The sequence below is a fragment of the Streptomyces guryensis genome, assembly GCF_021261325.1.
GTDB lineage: Bacteria > Actinomycetota > Actinomycetes > Streptomycetales > Streptomycetaceae > Streptomyces > Streptomyces guryensis.
This window is the reverse complement of record NZ_JAJSBI010000009.1, coordinates 81949-97983: the sequence shown is the minus strand read 5'-3', so window position 1 is coordinate 97983 and position 16035 is coordinate 81949. Positions and strand designations below refer to the sequence as shown.

Annotated in this window: 12 protein-coding genes; 2 read left to right on the top strand and 10 right to left on the bottom strand. The window is 70.8% G+C overall.

Annotation, left to right across the window (positions count from 1 at the left end):
• Positions 1–6: 6 nt before the first annotated feature.
• From LJ657_RS19550 to solA, 7 genes are all read right to left on the bottom strand, one after another.
• Positions 7–1398 (bottom strand): aminotransferase class III-fold pyridoxal phosphate-dependent enzyme, encoded by a 1392-nt coding sequence (locus LJ657_RS19550; RefSeq protein WP_232649932.1) that lies wholly within the window; start codon positions 1396–1398, stop codon positions 7–9.
• The gene (locus tag LJ657_RS19545; RefSeq protein ID WP_232649931.1) at positions 1395–2264 is read right to left on the bottom strand and encodes an ABC transporter permease; all 870 of its coding nucleotides are present in this window, start codon (positions 2262–2264) and stop codon (positions 1395–1397) included. Before LJ657_RS19545 ends, LJ657_RS19550 begins: the two co-directional genes overlap by 4 nt.
• Complete coding sequence (locus LJ657_RS19540) at positions 2261–3199, bottom strand: ABC transporter permease (protein ID WP_232649930.1); 939 nt, start codon at positions 3197–3199, stop codon at positions 2261–2263. Before LJ657_RS19540 ends, LJ657_RS19545 begins: the two co-directional genes overlap by 4 nt.
• Positions 3196–4335 (bottom strand): ABC transporter ATP-binding protein, encoded by a 1140-nt coding sequence (locus LJ657_RS19535; protein WP_232649929.1) that lies wholly within the window; start codon positions 4333–4335, stop codon positions 3196–3198. The genes LJ657_RS19540 and LJ657_RS19535 overlap by 4 nt, the downstream gene beginning before the upstream one ends.
• Positions 4328–5431 carry an ABC transporter substrate-binding protein gene (locus tag LJ657_RS19530; protein ID WP_232649928.1) on the bottom strand — a complete coding sequence of 368 codons (1104 nt, stop codon included), beginning with the start codon at positions 5429–5431 and terminating at the stop codon, positions 4328–4330. The genes LJ657_RS19535 and LJ657_RS19530 overlap by 8 nt, the downstream gene beginning before the upstream one ends.
• Before the next feature lie 108 nt (positions 5432–5539).
• Complete coding sequence (locus LJ657_RS19525) at positions 5540–6529, bottom strand: succinylglutamate desuccinylase/aspartoacylase family protein (RefSeq protein ID WP_232649927.1); 990 nt, start codon at positions 6527–6529, stop codon at positions 5540–5542.
• Between the two features lie 5 nt (positions 6530–6534).
• On the bottom strand, positions 6535–7671 hold the full coding sequence (solA, locus tag LJ657_RS19520; RefSeq protein ID WP_232649926.1) for an N-methyl-L-tryptophan oxidase: 1137 nt from the start codon (positions 7669–7671) through the stop codon (positions 6535–6537).
• A gap of 279 nt (positions 7672–7950) precedes the next feature.
• Between solA and LJ657_RS19515 the strand changes: the two genes are divergently transcribed.
• Both LJ657_RS19515 and LJ657_RS19510 read left to right on the top strand, forming a co-directional pair.
• Entirely contained in the window at positions 7951–8697 is a 747-nt protein-coding gene (locus tag LJ657_RS19515) for an IclR family transcriptional regulator (protein ID WP_232649925.1), read from the top strand.
• A 378-nt stretch (positions 8698–9075) separates the two neighbouring features.
• Complete coding sequence (locus LJ657_RS19510; RefSeq protein WP_232650181.1) at positions 9076–9819, top strand: IclR family transcriptional regulator; 744 nt, start codon at positions 9076–9078, stop codon at positions 9817–9819.
• Between the two features lie 436 nt (positions 9820–10255).
• Here LJ657_RS19510 and LJ657_RS19505 read toward each other — a convergent pair whose 3' ends face one another.
• Genes LJ657_RS19505 through LJ657_RS19495 form a run of 3 tightly spaced genes read right to left on the bottom strand, consistent with a single transcriptional unit; the run spans position 10256 to position 15824 of the window.
• Positions 10256–11695, bottom strand: coding sequence for an NAD-dependent succinate-semialdehyde dehydrogenase (locus LJ657_RS19505; RefSeq protein ID WP_232649924.1), 1440 nt, complete (start codon positions 11693–11695; stop codon positions 10256–10258).
• Positions 11692–14559, bottom strand: coding sequence for an FAD-binding and (Fe-S)-binding domain-containing protein (locus LJ657_RS19500; protein ID WP_232649923.1), 2868 nt, complete (start codon positions 14557–14559; stop codon positions 11692–11694). The genes LJ657_RS19505 and LJ657_RS19500 overlap by 4 nt, the downstream gene beginning before the upstream one ends.
• Positions 14556–15824, bottom strand: a complete 1269-nt coding sequence (locus tag LJ657_RS19495; protein ID WP_232649922.1) for an aspartate aminotransferase family protein — start codon at positions 15822–15824, stop codon at positions 14556–14558. The genes LJ657_RS19500 and LJ657_RS19495 overlap by 4 nt, the downstream gene beginning before the upstream one ends.
• Positions 15825–16035 lie beyond the last annotated feature (211 nt).

Here is a 16035-nt window from a genome sequence, read left to right as displayed (position 1 = left end):
CGTGGATCACAGACGGGCGGACGCCTCGTCGAGGGTGTCGGCGAGGATGTCGGCGATACGGTCGAGGAGGTGCCGGTCGCTGATCAGCGGGGGCGCGATCTGCACCAGAGGCGCGGTGCGGTTGTAGACGCGGGCGAGCAGCCCGGCCTCGCGCAGTCTGCGCGGGATCAGGTCGGTGATCAGGCGGGCGCGGGTGCTGTCGCTGAAGCCGCCGCCGTCGAGGTCGCCGACGAGTTCGCAGGCGTAGAAGAAGCCGGCGCCGCGGACGTCGCCGACGATCGGCAGGTCGGCGAGGGAGGCCATCCGTCCCGCGAGGTGGTCCTGGAGCCCTCGGACGTTGTCCAGGATCCGGTCCCGTTCCATGATCTCCAGGCTGCGCAGGGCGATGGCCGCGCTCAGCGGGTGCCCGGCGAAGGTGTAGCCGTGGTTGAGGACCGCGCCAGGCTGATTGATGACCTCGACGACGCCGTTGCTCACCAGAGTTGCTCCCATAGGGGCGTATCCGGCGGTGATGCCCTTGGCGACGGTGACGATGTCGGGGCGGGCCCCGTAGCGGTCGCCGCCGAACCACTCCCCCAGCCGCCCGAAGGCGGTGATCACCTCGTCGGCGACGAGGAGGAAGCCGTACCGGTCGGCGAGCGCCCTGAGGCCCGGCCAGTAGCCGTGGGGCGGGGTGATGCAGCCGCCGCGGTTCTGCACCGGCTCGGCGATCAGCATCGCGATGCTCTCCGGGCCCTCCGCCAGGATCGCCGCCTCCAGCTCGGCGAGCAGCCGGGCGGCGTACACGTCGTCGTCGACGAACTCGGGGGCGAGGCCGAAGCGGTTGGTGTTGGACACGAACCGGGTCTCGATCGCGCCCGGCCCGTAGGGTTCGCGCAGCCCGGGGTCGTCGGTCAGGGAGAGAGCCCCGATGGTCAGCCCGTGGTAGGCGCCACGACGCGAGATCGCCTTCACCCGGCCCGGTTCCCCGCGCAGAGCGTGGTAGCGACGGGCGATCTTCCAGGCGGTCTCCACCGCCTCCGCCCCTCCGCCGGAGAAGAACGTGTGCTCGACATCGACGGGCGCGATCCGCGAGAGCCGCTCGGCGAGTTCGATGGCGGTGGGGTGCGCGGAGGAGGACCACAGCGGGCTGAAGCACAGCTCGCGCAGCTGCTTGTCCGCTGCCTCCGCGAACTCGGGGGCGTAGGAGTAGCCGAGCTGACAGCAGTACAGGCCGGAGAGACCGTCGATGTAGCGCTTGCCGTCGGTGTCGTCGACGTACGGGCCCTCGCCGCGCTGGACGACGAAGAGGTTCTCGCCGTCCTGGCCGAGGGAGCCGTTGGGGGTCATGTTGAGCAGGAGGTGTCTGGCCGCGGTGGCGGACAGTTCACCGGCGGGTGTGCGGGTGCTGGTGGTCATGATGCGGTCTCACTTCCGGCGGGGAGGCCCAGTCCGGGTTCTGTGGGCAGCAGGCCGTCCTGTTTGCCGGAGCCGCTGAGCTTGCGGACCACGCCGACCAGGGCGAGGGCCACGACGGCGACGGCGATGAGGATCGCGCTGACGGCGGTCACCGACGGGTCGACGTTGTACTGGAGGACGTTGAACACCTGCACGGGCAGGGTCACGGTGTCCACGGAGGACAGGAACTGCGAGATGAAGAACTCGTCGAAGCTGGTGACGAAGGAGAAGATGCCGGCGGCGACCATGCCGGGCATGGCCAGCGGGAGGGTGATCCGCCGCCAGACGGTCAGCCGGTTCGCGCCCATGCTGGCGGCCGCGTCCTCCAGCCGTTCGTCGATGCCCTTCAGGGTGGCCATGAGGATCATCACGGCGATCGGTGAGGCCAGGACGGTGTGACCGAGGGCGATGGCGATCGGACTGCCGAGCATGGAGGCAGGTTCGAAGAGGAGGAACAGGCCCAGGGCGACGACGACCTGAGGGATCACCAGGGGGGCGAGGACCAGGCCGTAGACCGCCGACCGCAGCGGCAGTTCGCTGCGAACGAGGGCGGTGGCCGCGGTCATCCCCAGGATCAGCGAGAAGACCGTGGTCATGGCCGCCACCAGGGCGCTGAGCGACAGCGCGGCGGGCCACTTGCTGCCGTCGGCGAACAACTGCTTGTACCAGCCGAGGGTCCACGCCTCCGGGGGGAAGGAGCCGAAGGCGTCCTTGCCGAAGGAGGTGACGACGATCACGATGATCGGCAGGGCCAGGAACAGCAGGATCAGCGTGGACAGGACGGCCAGGGTGATACGTCCGGCCAGCGTGGAACGCAGCTCGATCATGACGCCGTACCCCGATTCCGAAGGGCCTCGCCCGCCGACTTGAGCAGCCTGAGCAGCAGCAGTCCGGCGAAGGTGAGGAGCAGCAGGATGATGCCGAGCGCCGAGGCGCCGTTCCACTGGTTCTGCTTCATGACCTGCTCGTCGATGAGCGAGGCGACCATGGTCTGCTTCTCGCCGCCCATCAGGGCGGGCGTGAGGTAGTAGCCCAGGCAGAGGATGAAGCACAGCACGCCGGCGTTGACCAGGCCGGGGGCCACCAGGGGCACGTAGACCCGGCGGAAGATCGTGATCCGGCCCGCGCCCATGCTCGCCGCGGCGGCGAGCAGCCGCCGGTCGATGCCCTTCATCACCGCGAACAGCAGCAGCACGGTGTACGGCAGCATCACGGCGGTGGTGCCGATGACGACGCCGATCTCGTTGTAGAGCAACTGGACGGGCGCGCCGGGGACGTGCATGTCCGTCAGGGCGTTGTTCACCACGCCGTTGTCACCGAGCAGGATGATCCAGCCGTAGGTGCGCACCAGCGCGCTGATGAAGTGCGGGACGACCACCACGAGCATCGCCAGACCAGCCCACAGCGGCTTGAGCCGCGAGATGGCCGAGGCCAGGACGAACCCGACGACCAGCGCGAGCAGGGAGGTCTCGGCGGAGATCCGCAGGGTCGTGAGCAGGATCTCCAGGTTCGCGCCCTGGAAGGCGTCGGTGTACCAGTGGAGGGTGAAGCCGCCCTCCTCGCCCTTCAGGCTCAGCATCAGAGTGCTGAAGATCGGATAGACGAAGAGGATCAGCAGGTAGACGACGACGGGCGTGGCGTTGAGCAGTCCGAAGCGGGTGCGACGGTCGGACAACGCGCGGCCCAGGCCGCGCTTGCCCGGGGCGGGTGTGGGTGCGCCGGGCGCCGGGGTGGGTGCCAGTGCGGTTCCGGCCATCGTCATCCCCCGTGTTCCGTGTCCGGGAAGACGCTGATGTTCGCGGGATCCGCGGTGAGGCCGACGCGCTCGCCGAGGTCGGGGGCTCGGCCGGCGGGCAGTTCCAGCCGTACGAGTTCGGTGGCCGCCCCGCCGAGAGGGCGGACGGTGACGCGAACGAGCGTGCCGACGTAGGTGACGGTCTCGACCGTCCCGGTACAGAATCCGTCGTCGGGCGGACACAGGGCGAGTCGGCCGGGCTGGACCGCGGCACGGACCCGGGCTCCTTCGGTCCCCGCCTGCGGGCGGGCCTTCACTACACCGCCGGTGTCGAGACGTACCAGGGTGTGGCCTGACGTCTGCTGCTCCACGTGGCCCGGCAGGAAGTTGGCGGCGCCGAGGAAGTCGGCGACGAACGGGGTGCGCGGGCGCTCGAAGAGCTCCTGCGGGGTGTCGAACTGGTCGATGCGCCCGTCCCGCATCACCGCGATCCGGTCGGAGAGGACCAGGGCCTCTTCCTGGTCGTGCGTCACGTAGATGACGGTCAGGCCGAGTTCCTGCTGGATGCGCTTGATCTCGGTCTGGAGCTGGTCGCGCAGCTTCTTGTCCAGGGCGCCGAGCGGCTCGTCCATGAGGATGACCGGCGGGCGGTAGACCAGGGCCCGGCAGAGCGCGACGCGCTGCTGCTGGCCTCCGGACAGCTCGCGCGGCCGGCGGCGGGCCATGGCGGACAGCCCGGCCATCTCCAGGGTCTCGCCGACCCGGCGGCGCTGTTCCGCCTTGGACACGCCCCGCAGTTGCAGGGGGAAGGCGACGTTCTCCCAGACGGTCATGTGCGGGAAGAGCAGGTACTGCTGGAAGACGAAGCCCAGGCCGCGCTTCTGCGGGGCGAGGCGGGTCACGTCACGGCCGCCGACGACGACGCTGCCGGAGTCGGGCTCGCAGAACCCGGCGATCATCATCAAGGTGGTGGTCTTGCCGGAGCCGGAGGAGCCGAGGAAGGTGACGAACTCGCCGGCCGCGATCTCCATGGAGACCTCGTCGACGGCCGTCACTCCCCCGTAGGTTTTCCGAAGCCGTGTCACGGACAGGTGCTTGCCGGAACCGGTCAGGCCGGCAGCGGAGGCCAGGGACAGCTCGGGCATCACGTCGGTCTCAGGCATGCGTCCACTCCTGCCAGCGCTTGGACACGGCGTCCTGGTTCTTGATCCACCACTCGACGTCCAGGTCGAAGCCGGACTCCAGGTGCTCGGGCGAGCTGCCCAGGTTCGCGGCGGTGGCGGGCTCGAGCTTCTTGTAGGCGGCCGGCACCGACGGGGCCATCGGGTAGATCTCGGCGTAGGCCGCCTGTACCTCGGGCCGCAGCGCGAAGTCGATGAGCTGGTAGGCGGCGGCGAGGTTGGCGGCGCCCTTGGGGATGCCGAGGGCGTTGCTCTGCCGGCGGGCGCCGTTCCACTGGTAGGCGAGCGGGGCGCCGCCCTTGATCAGGGCGTCCAGGCGGCCGTGCCACACGCTGGAGGCGTCGACCTCCTTGCGGCCCAGCAGCACGCCGGGCAGAGCGCCGGTGTCCCAGAACTTGCGGACGTGGGGCTTGATCTCACTGAGGACCTTGAAGGCACGGTCCACGTCGAGCGGGTAGAGTTTGTCCAGCGCCACGCCGTCGGCGAGGAGGGCGAACTCCAGCTCGGGCAGGTCGGCGTCCAGAGCTTGCAGGGCGCGGTTGCCGGAGAACGTCTTGGTGTCCCAGAAGTCGGCCCACGAGGCCGGCTTCCTTCCGTCGAACGCGTCGGTGCGGTACGCCATCACGCTGGCCCAGTAGTTCTTGCCGACCGCGTTGGACGTCACCAGGGTCTTGGCGATGCCCGCGTTCTTGAAGTTCTTCAGCCGGTCGTAGTCGAGGTCCTCGGTGGCGTCCTGCTGCTTGAAGAGCACGAAATCGGCCATGGAGTCGTCGATGACGTCGAACTGGGGGCGGCCCTGCTTGATCTGGGCGAGCATCTGGGCGTACTCGATGTTCACCACCTTGACCTGGATGCCGGTCTCCTTGGTGAACGGCTCATAGATCGCCTGCTGGTTGGCGTCGCCGTACGAGCCGCCGCTGTTGCGGACCACGAGGGTCTTGGAGCCCTTGCCGCCGCTGCCGACGGACCGGCTGGTGCCGGTGCCGCAGGCGCTGAGCGATGTGGCGGCGGCGATGCCTGCGGCCACGCCGCCGACTCCGCGCAGAAACCCTCTGCGGTCTATCCGGACATCTCTCACCGGGTGCCTCCTGGTGGTGCGGTACATGAGGAAGGGGAGCGTGGGGGTGCGTGCTGGTGGGATCTCGTTCTGGTGGTGCGGGGAGGGGACTTGCTGGGGGTGGTGGGGTCAGTGGCCGCCGGAGTCCTGGGGAGCCGGGGCGGCGATGGCGGCGAGTTCGGCGCCGGGGGCGACGGTCAGTCCGTGCATGCCGTAGAAGATCCGACCGGTGGCCGGGGTGTGGACCTTGTGCTCCTGGCCGTCGGCCGGGTCGATGACGTGGCCGATGACCTGGCCCTCCGTCACGTCGTCGCCGGCGGTGAACTCCGGGTACCAGAGGCCGGTTGCCTCAGCGGTGACGCCGGCGGCCCAGACCCACTCCCGGACGGCCGACGCCGGGTCCTGGGGCTGGGTGTCGAGGACACCGAGCCGGCTCAGCACCCCGTACAGGCCGCCGACGAGACGGCGGGCGGTGTCCGCGTCGCGTTCGCCGAGTTGGCCGGTCTCCACGAGGATCGCCGGGACGCCCTGGCGGGCGGCTGCCGCGTGACTGTTGCCGCCTTCGGCGTTCATTCCGAAGATGACGTCCTCGACACCGAGCGCGCCGGCCATGTCCGCTGTCTTCGCGTCCAGTTCGGGGTCACCGGTGAGGCGGTAACCGACGAAATCCGTCAGGACCTCGTCGATGCCGCCGGAGTGCAGGTCGACGTAGGCGTCGGCGACGTCCACGAGGTTGGTGAACAGCCACGCCGCGAGACGTTCGGTGGGGCTGCCGTCGGGGTCGCCGGGGAAGACGCGGTTGATGTTCACGCCGTCGAGCGGGGAGACGCCGAGGCGACCCTGGTAGACGGCCGGGGGGTTGGCGACCGGGCAGACGATCACCTGACCGTGCACCTCGCCGGGCTCCAGCAGAGCGGCCAGTCGGGTGGCCGCGTCGACCCCCGTGAACTCGCCGCCGTGCACTCCCGCGGTGATCAGAACGCGGGGGCCGGGGTGGGCGCCGTTGACCAGGGTCAGCGGAATGTCGACGGTGAGGGTGCCGAGGTCGGCGGGGACGGTGCCGCGGGTCTTGGTCCCGGGCTCGGCGTGCAGGACGCCGACGGACAGGGTGTCGGTCATGGTCGTCACGCCTCCGCTCGGTCGAGGGTGGAGATGAAGTCGATGGGCCGGGGCGAGGTGCCGTCCAGCGCGAGGTTCGCGGCGATGTCGCCGAAGGCGGGCGAGAGCTTGAAGCCGTGTCCGGAGAACCCGGCGAGCAGGACGACGTTCTCCGCGCCCGGCAGCGGCCCGACCAGGGGGCGGCTGCTCTCGGTGTAGCCCTCCATGTAGACGGAGAGCCGGGTCGGATCGGGGTTCAGGTCGGGCATGTGACGCCCAATCAGTTCCGTGAAGATCTCCAGCTCCTCCGGGGCCACCTCTCGGTCGAGCCGGTTCGGGTCGCCGGCCGGGCGGTGCAGGGCGCGGGAGAGACCGAGCTTGACGGAGACGCCGTCCGGGGAGGGCAGGCCGTAGCAGTGGGTGGGCGCCGTGCGGATGAAGGCGGGGCGCTCCTCGCCGAACCAGGCGTCGGTGGTGGGTACGTACCAGGCGCTGATGAGGCGGCGGATGTCCACCTCCCAAGGCAGGTCCGGCAACAGGTCGTTCACCCATGGGCCGACGGTGACGACGGCGGTGTCAAAGTGCTCGCTGCCGGCGTCGGTGCGGATCTCGACGCCGCCTGCGACGGGGACGATCTCGCGGACCGTGGTGTAGCGGTGGATGCGGGCGCCGAGCTCCTCGGCGCGGCGGGCGGCGGTCTGAATCGTCAGCTCGGGCCGGATGAAGCCGGCTCGGCGGTCGAGCACGGCCGCGTCGCCGTCCTCGATCCGGAACTGCGGGAAGCGCTTGGCGAGCAGCTCGGCGTCGAGGACCTCGTGGTCGAGGCCGTGCTCGGCGATCGACTCGAGGACCGTGGCCATCTGGTGGTGATCGGTCGGCCCCATGAGCAGGCAGCCGGTCAGGCGGCGCAGCTCACGGCCGGTCTCCTGCTGAAGCTGCTCCCACAGGGCGTCGGCGTGCTGGAGCAGCGGCACGTACCGGGAGTCCTCGAAGTGGGCGCTGCGGAAGATCCGGGTCTCGCCGCCGGCCGCGCTGCGGTCGTGGCCCGGGGCGAAGCGGTCGTAGCCGACCACCTCGGCGCCACGGGCGGCCAGGCGCCAGGCGGCCTGGCTGCCCATCGTTCCGACGCCGACGACGGCGACGCGCTTCCTGGCAGCTGACACAGGGCTTTCCTTTCGTATCGCCGCGGCGCATGCTGGGCCCCCGGCGTGAGGCTGATCGATTCGAGGCGGTTTGGACGGGGACGGGCCCTCGGCGGGACCACAGCTCGCAATCGTCCGTATCTCGTAGCTCCGGCTCACTTCCGCGGGATCCCTCCCGAAGCCGTGCCACATTGTGGAATGCTGTGCTAGAATCTGGCACGAGAATGACAGTGGTAGAGAGGGGAGTCAAGAGGTGTCCGCAAAGAATTCCGAGGATTAACGGGGGGAAACCGGATGGAAATGAAGAGCGTCACGAGATCGCTGCGCATCCTGGAGGCGGTCGCCCAGCATCAGCCGGTGACCGTGGGCGAGCTGACGAAGATCTTCGGCCTGCCGAAGTCGACCGTGCAGCGCACGCTGGTCACACTGGCGGAGGCCGGCTGGCTACGGGCCAGCCGGAAGGACACCACGCGCTGGGAGATCGGCGCCCGGGTCCTGGCCGTACGCCCCGCCGCCCTGCAGGGGTCCAGCCTGTTCGCCGCCGCCCGCGACCCCATGGTGCAGCTGCGGGACAAGGTCAACGAGACCATCCACCTGTCGGTGCCGGACGCGCTCCAGTGCATGGTCGTGGTGGACCGCGTCGACTGCGACCACCCCGTACGAACCTTCCACGCCATCGGCGACACCTCACCCCTGCACGCCACCGCCACCGGGCGCGCGGTCCTCGCCCACCTGCCGAAGCAGGACATCGAGGAGCTCATCACGCAGGGTCTGGAGCGCTACAGCGAGACGACACCCGCCGACCCCGAGGAGCTGCGCGCCGAGCTGCGGCGGATCCGCACCGACGGCTACGCGGTCAACCGCAACCAGTGGCGGCCGGGCGTCTGCGCCATCGCCGCGCCCATCCTCGACGAGAACGGCACGCCGCTGGCCACCGTGGCCATCTCCATGCCCGATTCGCGGTACGACGCAGACGAGCTGCCCGAGTGGGGCCGCCTGGTCGCCGACACGGCCGCGGAGATCACGGGGCGCCGCTTGGGCACCTGAGCGTGTCGCGGCGGCCCGACTTCGGCCCCGCATCACCGAGGGTCGACTCCCCCATACGGGAGCCGACCCTCGGTTCGCTTCACGGCAGGACCGGCCTTGCGCCCGCCTGGGGGGAGAGTGGCGGGCACAAGGCGGCCGCCTCACGCCGCTGCGCGGTACGGCGTATTCAGGGCACGACCAGCGCCAAGCGCCAGACGCCGCGTCCGCGGAGCATCGGAACAGCACACTCCTGACGCCGGTCCGACCATCGGATACATCAAAGCGCGTGCCGCATTGTGGAACGCCATGCTAACATACGGCATGGTCATGCCTGAGGCTCCAGACGCGAGTCCGGAGGACAGCACGACGAATCCGCAGAACTGAAGGGCCGGGATGGAACTGAAGAGCCTGACCAGGTCGCTGCGCATCCTGGAGGCCGTGGCGCAGCACCAGCCGGTGACCGTGGGCGAGCTGACGAAGATCTTCGGGCTGCCCAAGTCGACCGTGCAGCGCACCCTGGTGACGCTCGACGAGGCGGGCTGGCTGCGGGCGAATCGCAGGGACACCACGCGCTGGGAGGTCGGCGCCCGGGTGCTGGCCGTACGCCCCGCCGCCCTACAGGGGTCCAGCCTGTTCGCCGCCGCCCGCGAGCCCATGTTCCGGCTCCGCGACACCCTGAACGAGACCATCCACCTGACGGTGCCGGACGCCCTGCACGGCGTCGTCGTGGTGGACCGCGTCGACTGCGACCACACCGTACGAACCTTCCACGCCATCGGCGACATCTCCCCCCTGCACGCCACAGCCACCGGACACGCCGTCCTCGCCCATCTGCCGAAGTCCGAGGTCGACGAGCTCACGGCGGGCGCACTCGAGGGTTTCGGCCAGGAGACCATCACCGACGCGGCGGAGCTGCGTGCCGAGCTCCGCCGCGTCAGAGACCGCGGATACGCCGTCAACCACAACCAGTACCGCCCGGGTGTCTGCGCCATCGCGGCACCCGTCCTGGATGAGGACGGCACGCCGCTGGCCAGCGTGGCCGTCTCCATGCCCGACTCACGCTTCGACCCCGGCCGGCTCGCCGAGCTGGGGCGGCTGGTGACCGACACCGCGGCGGAAATCACCGCCCGCCACCTGGGCTGAGAGCAGCGGCCGGCCGAACGCCGGCGCAGCGCTCTCTCCTCCCAGAGAGCGGAGCTGTGCCGGGCAGCGCCGGCCTCCTCGCGGCGTACGGCGCCCTGGGCGCATGTGGCGAGCCTTCCAGTGCGCCATTCCGCTCCTCACGGGCGGCGACGAACTGTTCGGGTAAACAGCCGCCCCCACCAGGCTGAGCAGAGGGCCGCACGTCGTGGCTTACTTGTCAGCCGCGTCCGCCGCCCCGGCCATGCAGCAGCCCACCGGACCAGCGGCCGGCCCTTGCGCCATGCGACGCATGCGCAGCCTGCCTCCGCACAGTGAGAGACCTGCGCCCGCCGCCAGGTGTTGGAAAAGCCGCCGCCCCGTGCCCGGTGGCGTGGAAACCGGGCACGGGGCAGCCCGTCGCGGTGCGCGACGCGGGGTAGTCAGGGCATGACCACCGTCATCGCACAGGCACCGCGAGGTACTGGTACTCAAGGAACTCGTCGATCCCCACCCGGCCGCCTTCACGGCCGAGCCCGGACTGCTTCACCCCTCCAAAGGGGGCGGCCGGGTTGGAGACGAGACCGGTGTTGAGGCCGACCATGCCCACTTCGAGGCGTTCACTGACGCGCAGGGCGCGGTCGAGGCCCTCGGTGAAGACGTAGCCGACCAGACCCCAGGGGGTGTCGTTGGCGCGGCGCACGACCTCGTCCTCGTCGTCGAAGGTGAGGATCGCGGCGACGGGACCGAAGATCTCCGTGTCCATCAGGCGGCTTTCGGGGTCGACTCCCGCGAGCACGGTCGGCGGATAGAAGCAGCCCGGCCCTTCCGGCGTACGGCCGCCGACGAGCACCTCGGCGCCGCGCTCCACCGCGTCGGCGACCAGTTCCTCGACCTTGGCGCGACCAGTCCTGTCGATCAGCGGGCCGACATCGACACCGTCCCGGGTGCCGGGGCCGACCACGAGGGCGCCCATGCGCTCGGCCAGGCGCCGCCCGAACTCGGCGGCCACCGAGCTGTGGACGAAGAAGCGGTTGGCGGCGGTGCATGCCTCGCCCATGTTGCGCATCTTGGCGAGCATCGCGCCATCGACGGCCTTGTCCAGGTCGGCGTCCTCGAAGACGATGAACGGCGCGTTGCCGCCCAGCTCCATCGAGGTCCGTACGACCGCGTCCGCGCTCTGAGCCAGGAGAATCCGTCCGACCTGCGTGGAGCCGGTGAAGGAGAGTTTGCGCATCCGCCCGCCGCGCAGGAGCGGTTCGCACACCTCCCCCGCACGGGAGGTGGTGACGACGTTCAGCACGCCGTCGGGCAGCCCGGCCTCCTTGAGGATCGCGGCGAGGGCCAGGCTGGAGAGCGGGGTCTGCGGAGCCGGCTTGAGGATCATCGTGCAACCGGCGGCGATGGCGGGACCTATCTTGCGGGTGCCCATCGCCAGGGGGAAGTTCCACGGGGTGATCAGCAGACAGGGGCCGACCGGGCGGCGGGAGAGCAGCATGCGGTTGCGGCCGTCGGGCAGGATGCCTCCGCCGCCGTCGATACGGACGGCCTCCTCGGAGAACCAGCGGAAGAACTCCGCCGCGTACGCGACCTCGCCCCTGGCCTCGGCCAGCGGCTTGCCCATCTCGGCCGTCATCAGGTGGGCCAGCTCGTCGACGCGGTCGAGGATGATCTCGTAGGCGCGGCGCAGGATCTCGCTGCGTGCACGGGGTGCCGTACGGGCCCACTCCTCCTGCGCGGCAACGGCCGCCTCCTCCGCGAGTCGCGCGTCCTTGGGGCCGGCGTCGGCGACGTGGCAGAGGATCTCGCCGGTGGCGGGATCGTCGACGGGCATGGTGGCGCCGTCCGCGGCGTCCACCCAGGCACCGCCGATGAACAACTGCGTGGGTGTGTCGGTCATGACGTCTCTCCTGGTTGATCGGCGGCGGGGTCGAGCAGTTCGGCGAGGTGCAGGGCGCGGACGTCCCGGTCACCGGCGAGATGGTCGATCTGGGTGGCACAGCTGAAGCCGTCGGCCACGACGACGGCCGGTGCAGCCTGGTCGATGGCGTCGAGGCGGGGCTTCAGTGCCAGGTCGGCGACGGCCATCGAGGTGTCGTAGTGCTGCTCCTCGAAGCCGAAGTTCCCGGCGAGGCCGCAGCAGCCCTCGGCCTCGTCGACCTTGCCCACGCCGAGCCGGCGCAGCAGGTCGGCGGGGCGCCGACCCTTGAAGGTGGCGTACTCGTGGCAGTGGGTCTGCAGGACGACGCTCGTAGGCACGGCGGGCGGGGTCCAGTCGGGGTCGGCGAGGTCGGTCAGGGCGCCGGTGAAGGTGTGGACCCGGTCCGCGACGCGCTGGGCGGCGTCGGTGCCGAGGAGTTCGGGCACGTCCCGCTTGAGGGCGGCGGCACAGCTGGGCTCGGCCACGATGATCGGCCGCTCGTCGCCGTTGTCGAGGTGGGCGACCGTACGGGTCATGATGCGGCGCGCGACCGACAGCTGGCCGGTGCTCACCCAGGTCAGACCGCAGCACAGGCCGTCTTCGGTCGTGCAGGGGATCCCGGCGTCGGCGAGTACCCGGCTCGCGGCTCCCGCGATCTCGGGACGGAAGGCGCGGGTGAAGCTGTCGACGAACAGCAGGGCCTTCGCCGGTTCTCCGTTCTTCGCCTGGCGCAGGACCTTGCGGAAGGTGCGCCGGGAGGCGAAGGCCGGGATCCTGCGCTTCGTGGTGACGCCCCCGAGGCGGGCGAGCAGGGTGCCGACCGGTCCGCGCAGGAGGGCGTTGATCGGCCGGGCTGCCCATCCGGCGAGCGACGAGGTCAGGGGAAGCCAGCCCAGCGAGTAGTGCGAACGGGGTCGCACGCGGCCCTTGTAGTGCTGGTGCAGGAACTCCGCCTTGTACGTGGCCATGTCGACGCCGACCGGGCAGTCGCTGGAACACGCCTTGCAGGACAGGCACAGGTCGAGGGCGTCACGGACCTCCGTCGAGCGCCAGCCGTCCTGGACCGTCTCACCGCGCACCATCTCCTGGAGCAGGCGGGCCCGGCCCCGCGTGGAGTCGTTCTCCTCCCCCGTAGCCCGGTAGCTCGGACACATCACACCGCCCGCGTCGCTGCGGCAGCGGCCGACGCCGACGCAGCGGCGGGCCGCGCCTGCGAAGCCGTCCTCGTCGTGCGGGAAGGTGAACTCGGTTGCCAGGGGCTGGATCTGGTGCAGTGCGAGATCGGCGTCGAGCGGGGCGGGCGCGACGATGACGCCGGGGTTCAGCAGTCCCTCGGGGTCGAAGACCTCCTTGAAGGCGGCGAAGGTGCCGATCATCTGGTGGCTGTACATGACCTCCAGCAGCTCGCCGCGGGCGCGTCCGTCGCCGTGTTCGCCCGACAGCGTGCCGCCGTGCGCGACGACCAGGGCGGCCGCCTCGTGCAGGAAGCGACGGGCGGCGGTGCGCCCCTCGTCCGTGGCGAGGTCGAAGTCGATGCGCACGTGGACGCAGCCCGCGCCGAAGTGCCCGTACATCACGCCCGTCAGCCCGTGGTCGGCCAGCAGCTTGCGGAAGTCCCGCAGATAGCCGGCGAGGTTCTCCGGTGCGACCGCCGAGTCCTCCCAGCCCGGCCACGACTCCCCGCTGTCGACGAGACGTGCGGCCAGGCCGGCCCCGTCCTCGCGGACCCGCCACAGGGAGCGCCGCTCTGCCGCGCTCTCCACAACCCGCCCGCCGGTCATCCGACCCTGAGCCTTGAGCACGTCGAGGAGCTCGGCCGCGCGCGTATTGACCGTGACCTGGTCGTCGCCGTCGAGCTCGACGTACAGCCAGGCGCGCCCCTCGGGCAGTCCGGTGACGGAGTCGGGACCACGCCGTGCCCGCATGGTGGCGACGATCGCCTCGTCCATGCCCTCGACTGCGGTCGGATTCCACCGCAGGATCTCCGGCACATCCTCGGCCGCGTCGACGACGTCGTCGTAGCCGAGGGTGAGCAGCGCCGAAGCCGGTGCGGTCGCCACCAGGCGGACCGTCGCGGCGGTGACGACCGCGCAGGAGCCCTCGGTGCCGACCAGAGCGCGGGCCATGTCGAAGCCGTTCTCGGGCAGCAGGTGGTGCAGCTGGTAGCCGGAGACCTGACGGGGGATCTGGCCCAGCTCGGTCCTGATCGGCCCCAGGTTGGCGCCGATCAGGCGTCGTACGTCCGCTTCGAGGCGGGTGACGTGGTCGGTGTCGCGTGGGTCGGTCGGGTGCAGGCCGGTACGGTCTGCGACGGCCCGCACACCGTCGGCCGTCACGATCTCCAGCGCCTCGATGTGGCTGCTGGTCCGCCCGTGCCGCACGGACCGGTTGCCGCACGCGTCGTTGCCGATCATCCCGCCGAGCGTGCAGCGGCTGTGCGAGGACGGGTCGGGGCCGAAGGAGAGCCCGTGCAGGGCGGTCGCGCTCTGGAGCGCGTCGAGGACGACTCCGGCCTCGACACGCGCGGTCCCGCCGGCCGGGTCGATGTCCAGGATCCGGTTCATGTACCGGGAGAAGTCCAGGACGACGCCCGGCCCGACCGCGTTGCCGGCCATGCTGGTGCCGCCGCCGCGGGCGGTGATGGGGACGCCCGTCTCCTTGCAGGCCCGCAGCACCGCGACCACGTCGTCGGCGCTGCGGGGGAAGGCCACGGCCTGCGGGGGAACGCGGTAGTTGGAGGCGTCGTAGGCGTACGGGCCGAGGGCGCCCGGACCGGATTCCACCCGCAGATCGGGAGCCGTCTCGGTGAGGCGGGCGGTCAGCCGCGCCACGCTGTCGCTCATCGCGGCGATGCTCCCGAGGTACCGGCTTCGACCGCGGTCGCCCACGCCTGGAGTCCCTCGTCCACCGCCGTCTCGTCGATCACGAGCGCCGGGATCATCCGCACGACCTGGTTCCAGGCGCCGCACAGCAGCAGGAGCAGGCCCTCGTCGATGGCGGCGCGCTGTACGCGGGCGGCGGTCTCGGGGTCCGGGCCGCCGTCCTCGGTGACGAACTCGCTGGCCAGCATCAGCCCGAGGCCGCGTACGTCCCCGATGGCCGGTGTCCGGCCGGCGACCGCCTCCAGGCCCTGCCGCAGCCGTGCTCCCATCGCCTCGGCGTTCTCGACGAGCTTCTCGTCCCGTACGACGTCGAGCGTGGCGCAGGCCGCCGCGCACGCCACCGCGTTGGCGCCGTACGTACCGCCCTGCGAGCCCGGCCACGCCTTCGCCATCAGCTCCTCGGAGGCCGCGATCCCGGACAGCGGGAAGCCGCTGGCCAGCCCCTTGGCGGTGACGAGGATGTCCGGGGTGACGCCGAAGTGGTCATGGCCCCAGAAGCGGCCGGTGCGGCCCACGCCCGTCTGCACCTCGTCCAGGATCAGCAGGAACCCATGGCGGTCCGCCCGCTCCCGCAGCCCCTCCATGAAGACCCGGTTGGCGGGGACGTACCCACCCTCACCGAGCACCGGCTCGACGATGATCGCGGCCGTGTCGGCGGGCGAGGAGATCGTCTGGAGCGTGTAGTCCAGCTCCTGGAGCGCGAAACGGGTGGCCGTCTCCTCGTCCCAGCCGTAACGGTAGGCCGACGGGAACGGGGTGACGACCACCCCGCTCATCAGCGGGGAAAAACCGGACCGGAAGCGGGTGCCGGAGGTGGTCATCGCGGCGGCGGCGACCGTACGACCGTGGAAACCGCCGTGGCACACGATGACGTTCGGCCGGCCGGTGGCCTGGCGGGCCAGCCGCAGCGCCGCCTCCACGGCCTCGCTGCCCGAGTTCGTGAAGAACAGGCTGTCCAGACCGGCCGGCAGCACCTCGCCGAGCTTGTCGACCAGTTGCCGCAGCGGCCGGTGCATGACCGTCGTGTACTGACCGTGGATCAGCGTGCCCACCTGCTCCTGCGCCGCCGCCACGACCCTGGGGTGGCAATGCCCGGTGCTGGTCACGCCGATACCCGCGGTGAAGTCGAGGTAGCGGCGGCCGTCCTGGTCGAAGAGGTGGACGCCCTCGCCCCGGGCCGCCACGACGGGCGTGGCCTGGCGAAGGTGCGGCGACAGTGCGGTCATGGTCGTCTCCCGGCGTGGGTCGTCGGACTGGTGCGCTCTGCCGAGCATCTCCGCCGCCCGGCGGCGAGCCAACGCGCGATCTGTCCGGTACGGGCCCGCTGTTCGGACGTTGTGTCAAGCACGGGCCGGAAATGCGGCGCTCACTGCCTCATTCCACCGAGGCAGGACTGCCCTTGCGCAGGTCAGCAAGGCTTGTCACAGTGGCCGGGCA

Coding starts and splice junctions, on each gene's coding strand:
- LJ657_RS19540 (WP_232649930.1), bottom strand. CDS start 3,199: ATGACGATGGCCGGAACCGCACTGGCACCCACCCCGGCGCCCGGCGCA.
- LJ657_RS19545 (WP_232649931.1), bottom strand. CDS start 2,264: ATGATCGAGCTGCGTTCCACGCTGGCCGGACGTATCACCCTGGCCGTC.
- LJ657_RS19525 (WP_232649927.1), bottom strand. CDS start 6,529: ATGACCGACACCCTGTCCGTCGGCGTCCTGCACGCCGAGCCCGGGACC.
- LJ657_RS19535 (WP_232649929.1), bottom strand. CDS start 4,335: ATGCCTGAGACCGACGTGATGCCCGAGCTGTCCCTGGCCTCCGCTGCC.
- LJ657_RS19495 (WP_232649922.1), bottom strand. CDS start 15,824: ATGACCGCACTGTCGCCGCACCTTCGCCAGGCCACGCCCGTCGTGGCG.
- LJ657_RS19550 (WP_232649932.1), bottom strand. CDS start 1,398: ATGACCACCAGCACCCGCACACCCGCCGGTGAACTGTCCGCCACCGCG.
- LJ657_RS19505 (WP_232649924.1), bottom strand. CDS start 11,695: ATGACCGACACACCCACGCAGTTGTTCATCGGCGGTGCCTGGGTGGAC.
- LJ657_RS19515 (WP_232649925.1), top strand. CDS start 7,951: ATGAAGAGCGTCACGAGATCGCTGCGCATCCTGGAGGCGGTCGCCCAG.
- LJ657_RS19500 (WP_232649923.1), bottom strand. CDS start 14,559: ATGAGCGACAGCGTGGCGCGGCTGACCGCCCGCCTCACCGAGACGGCT.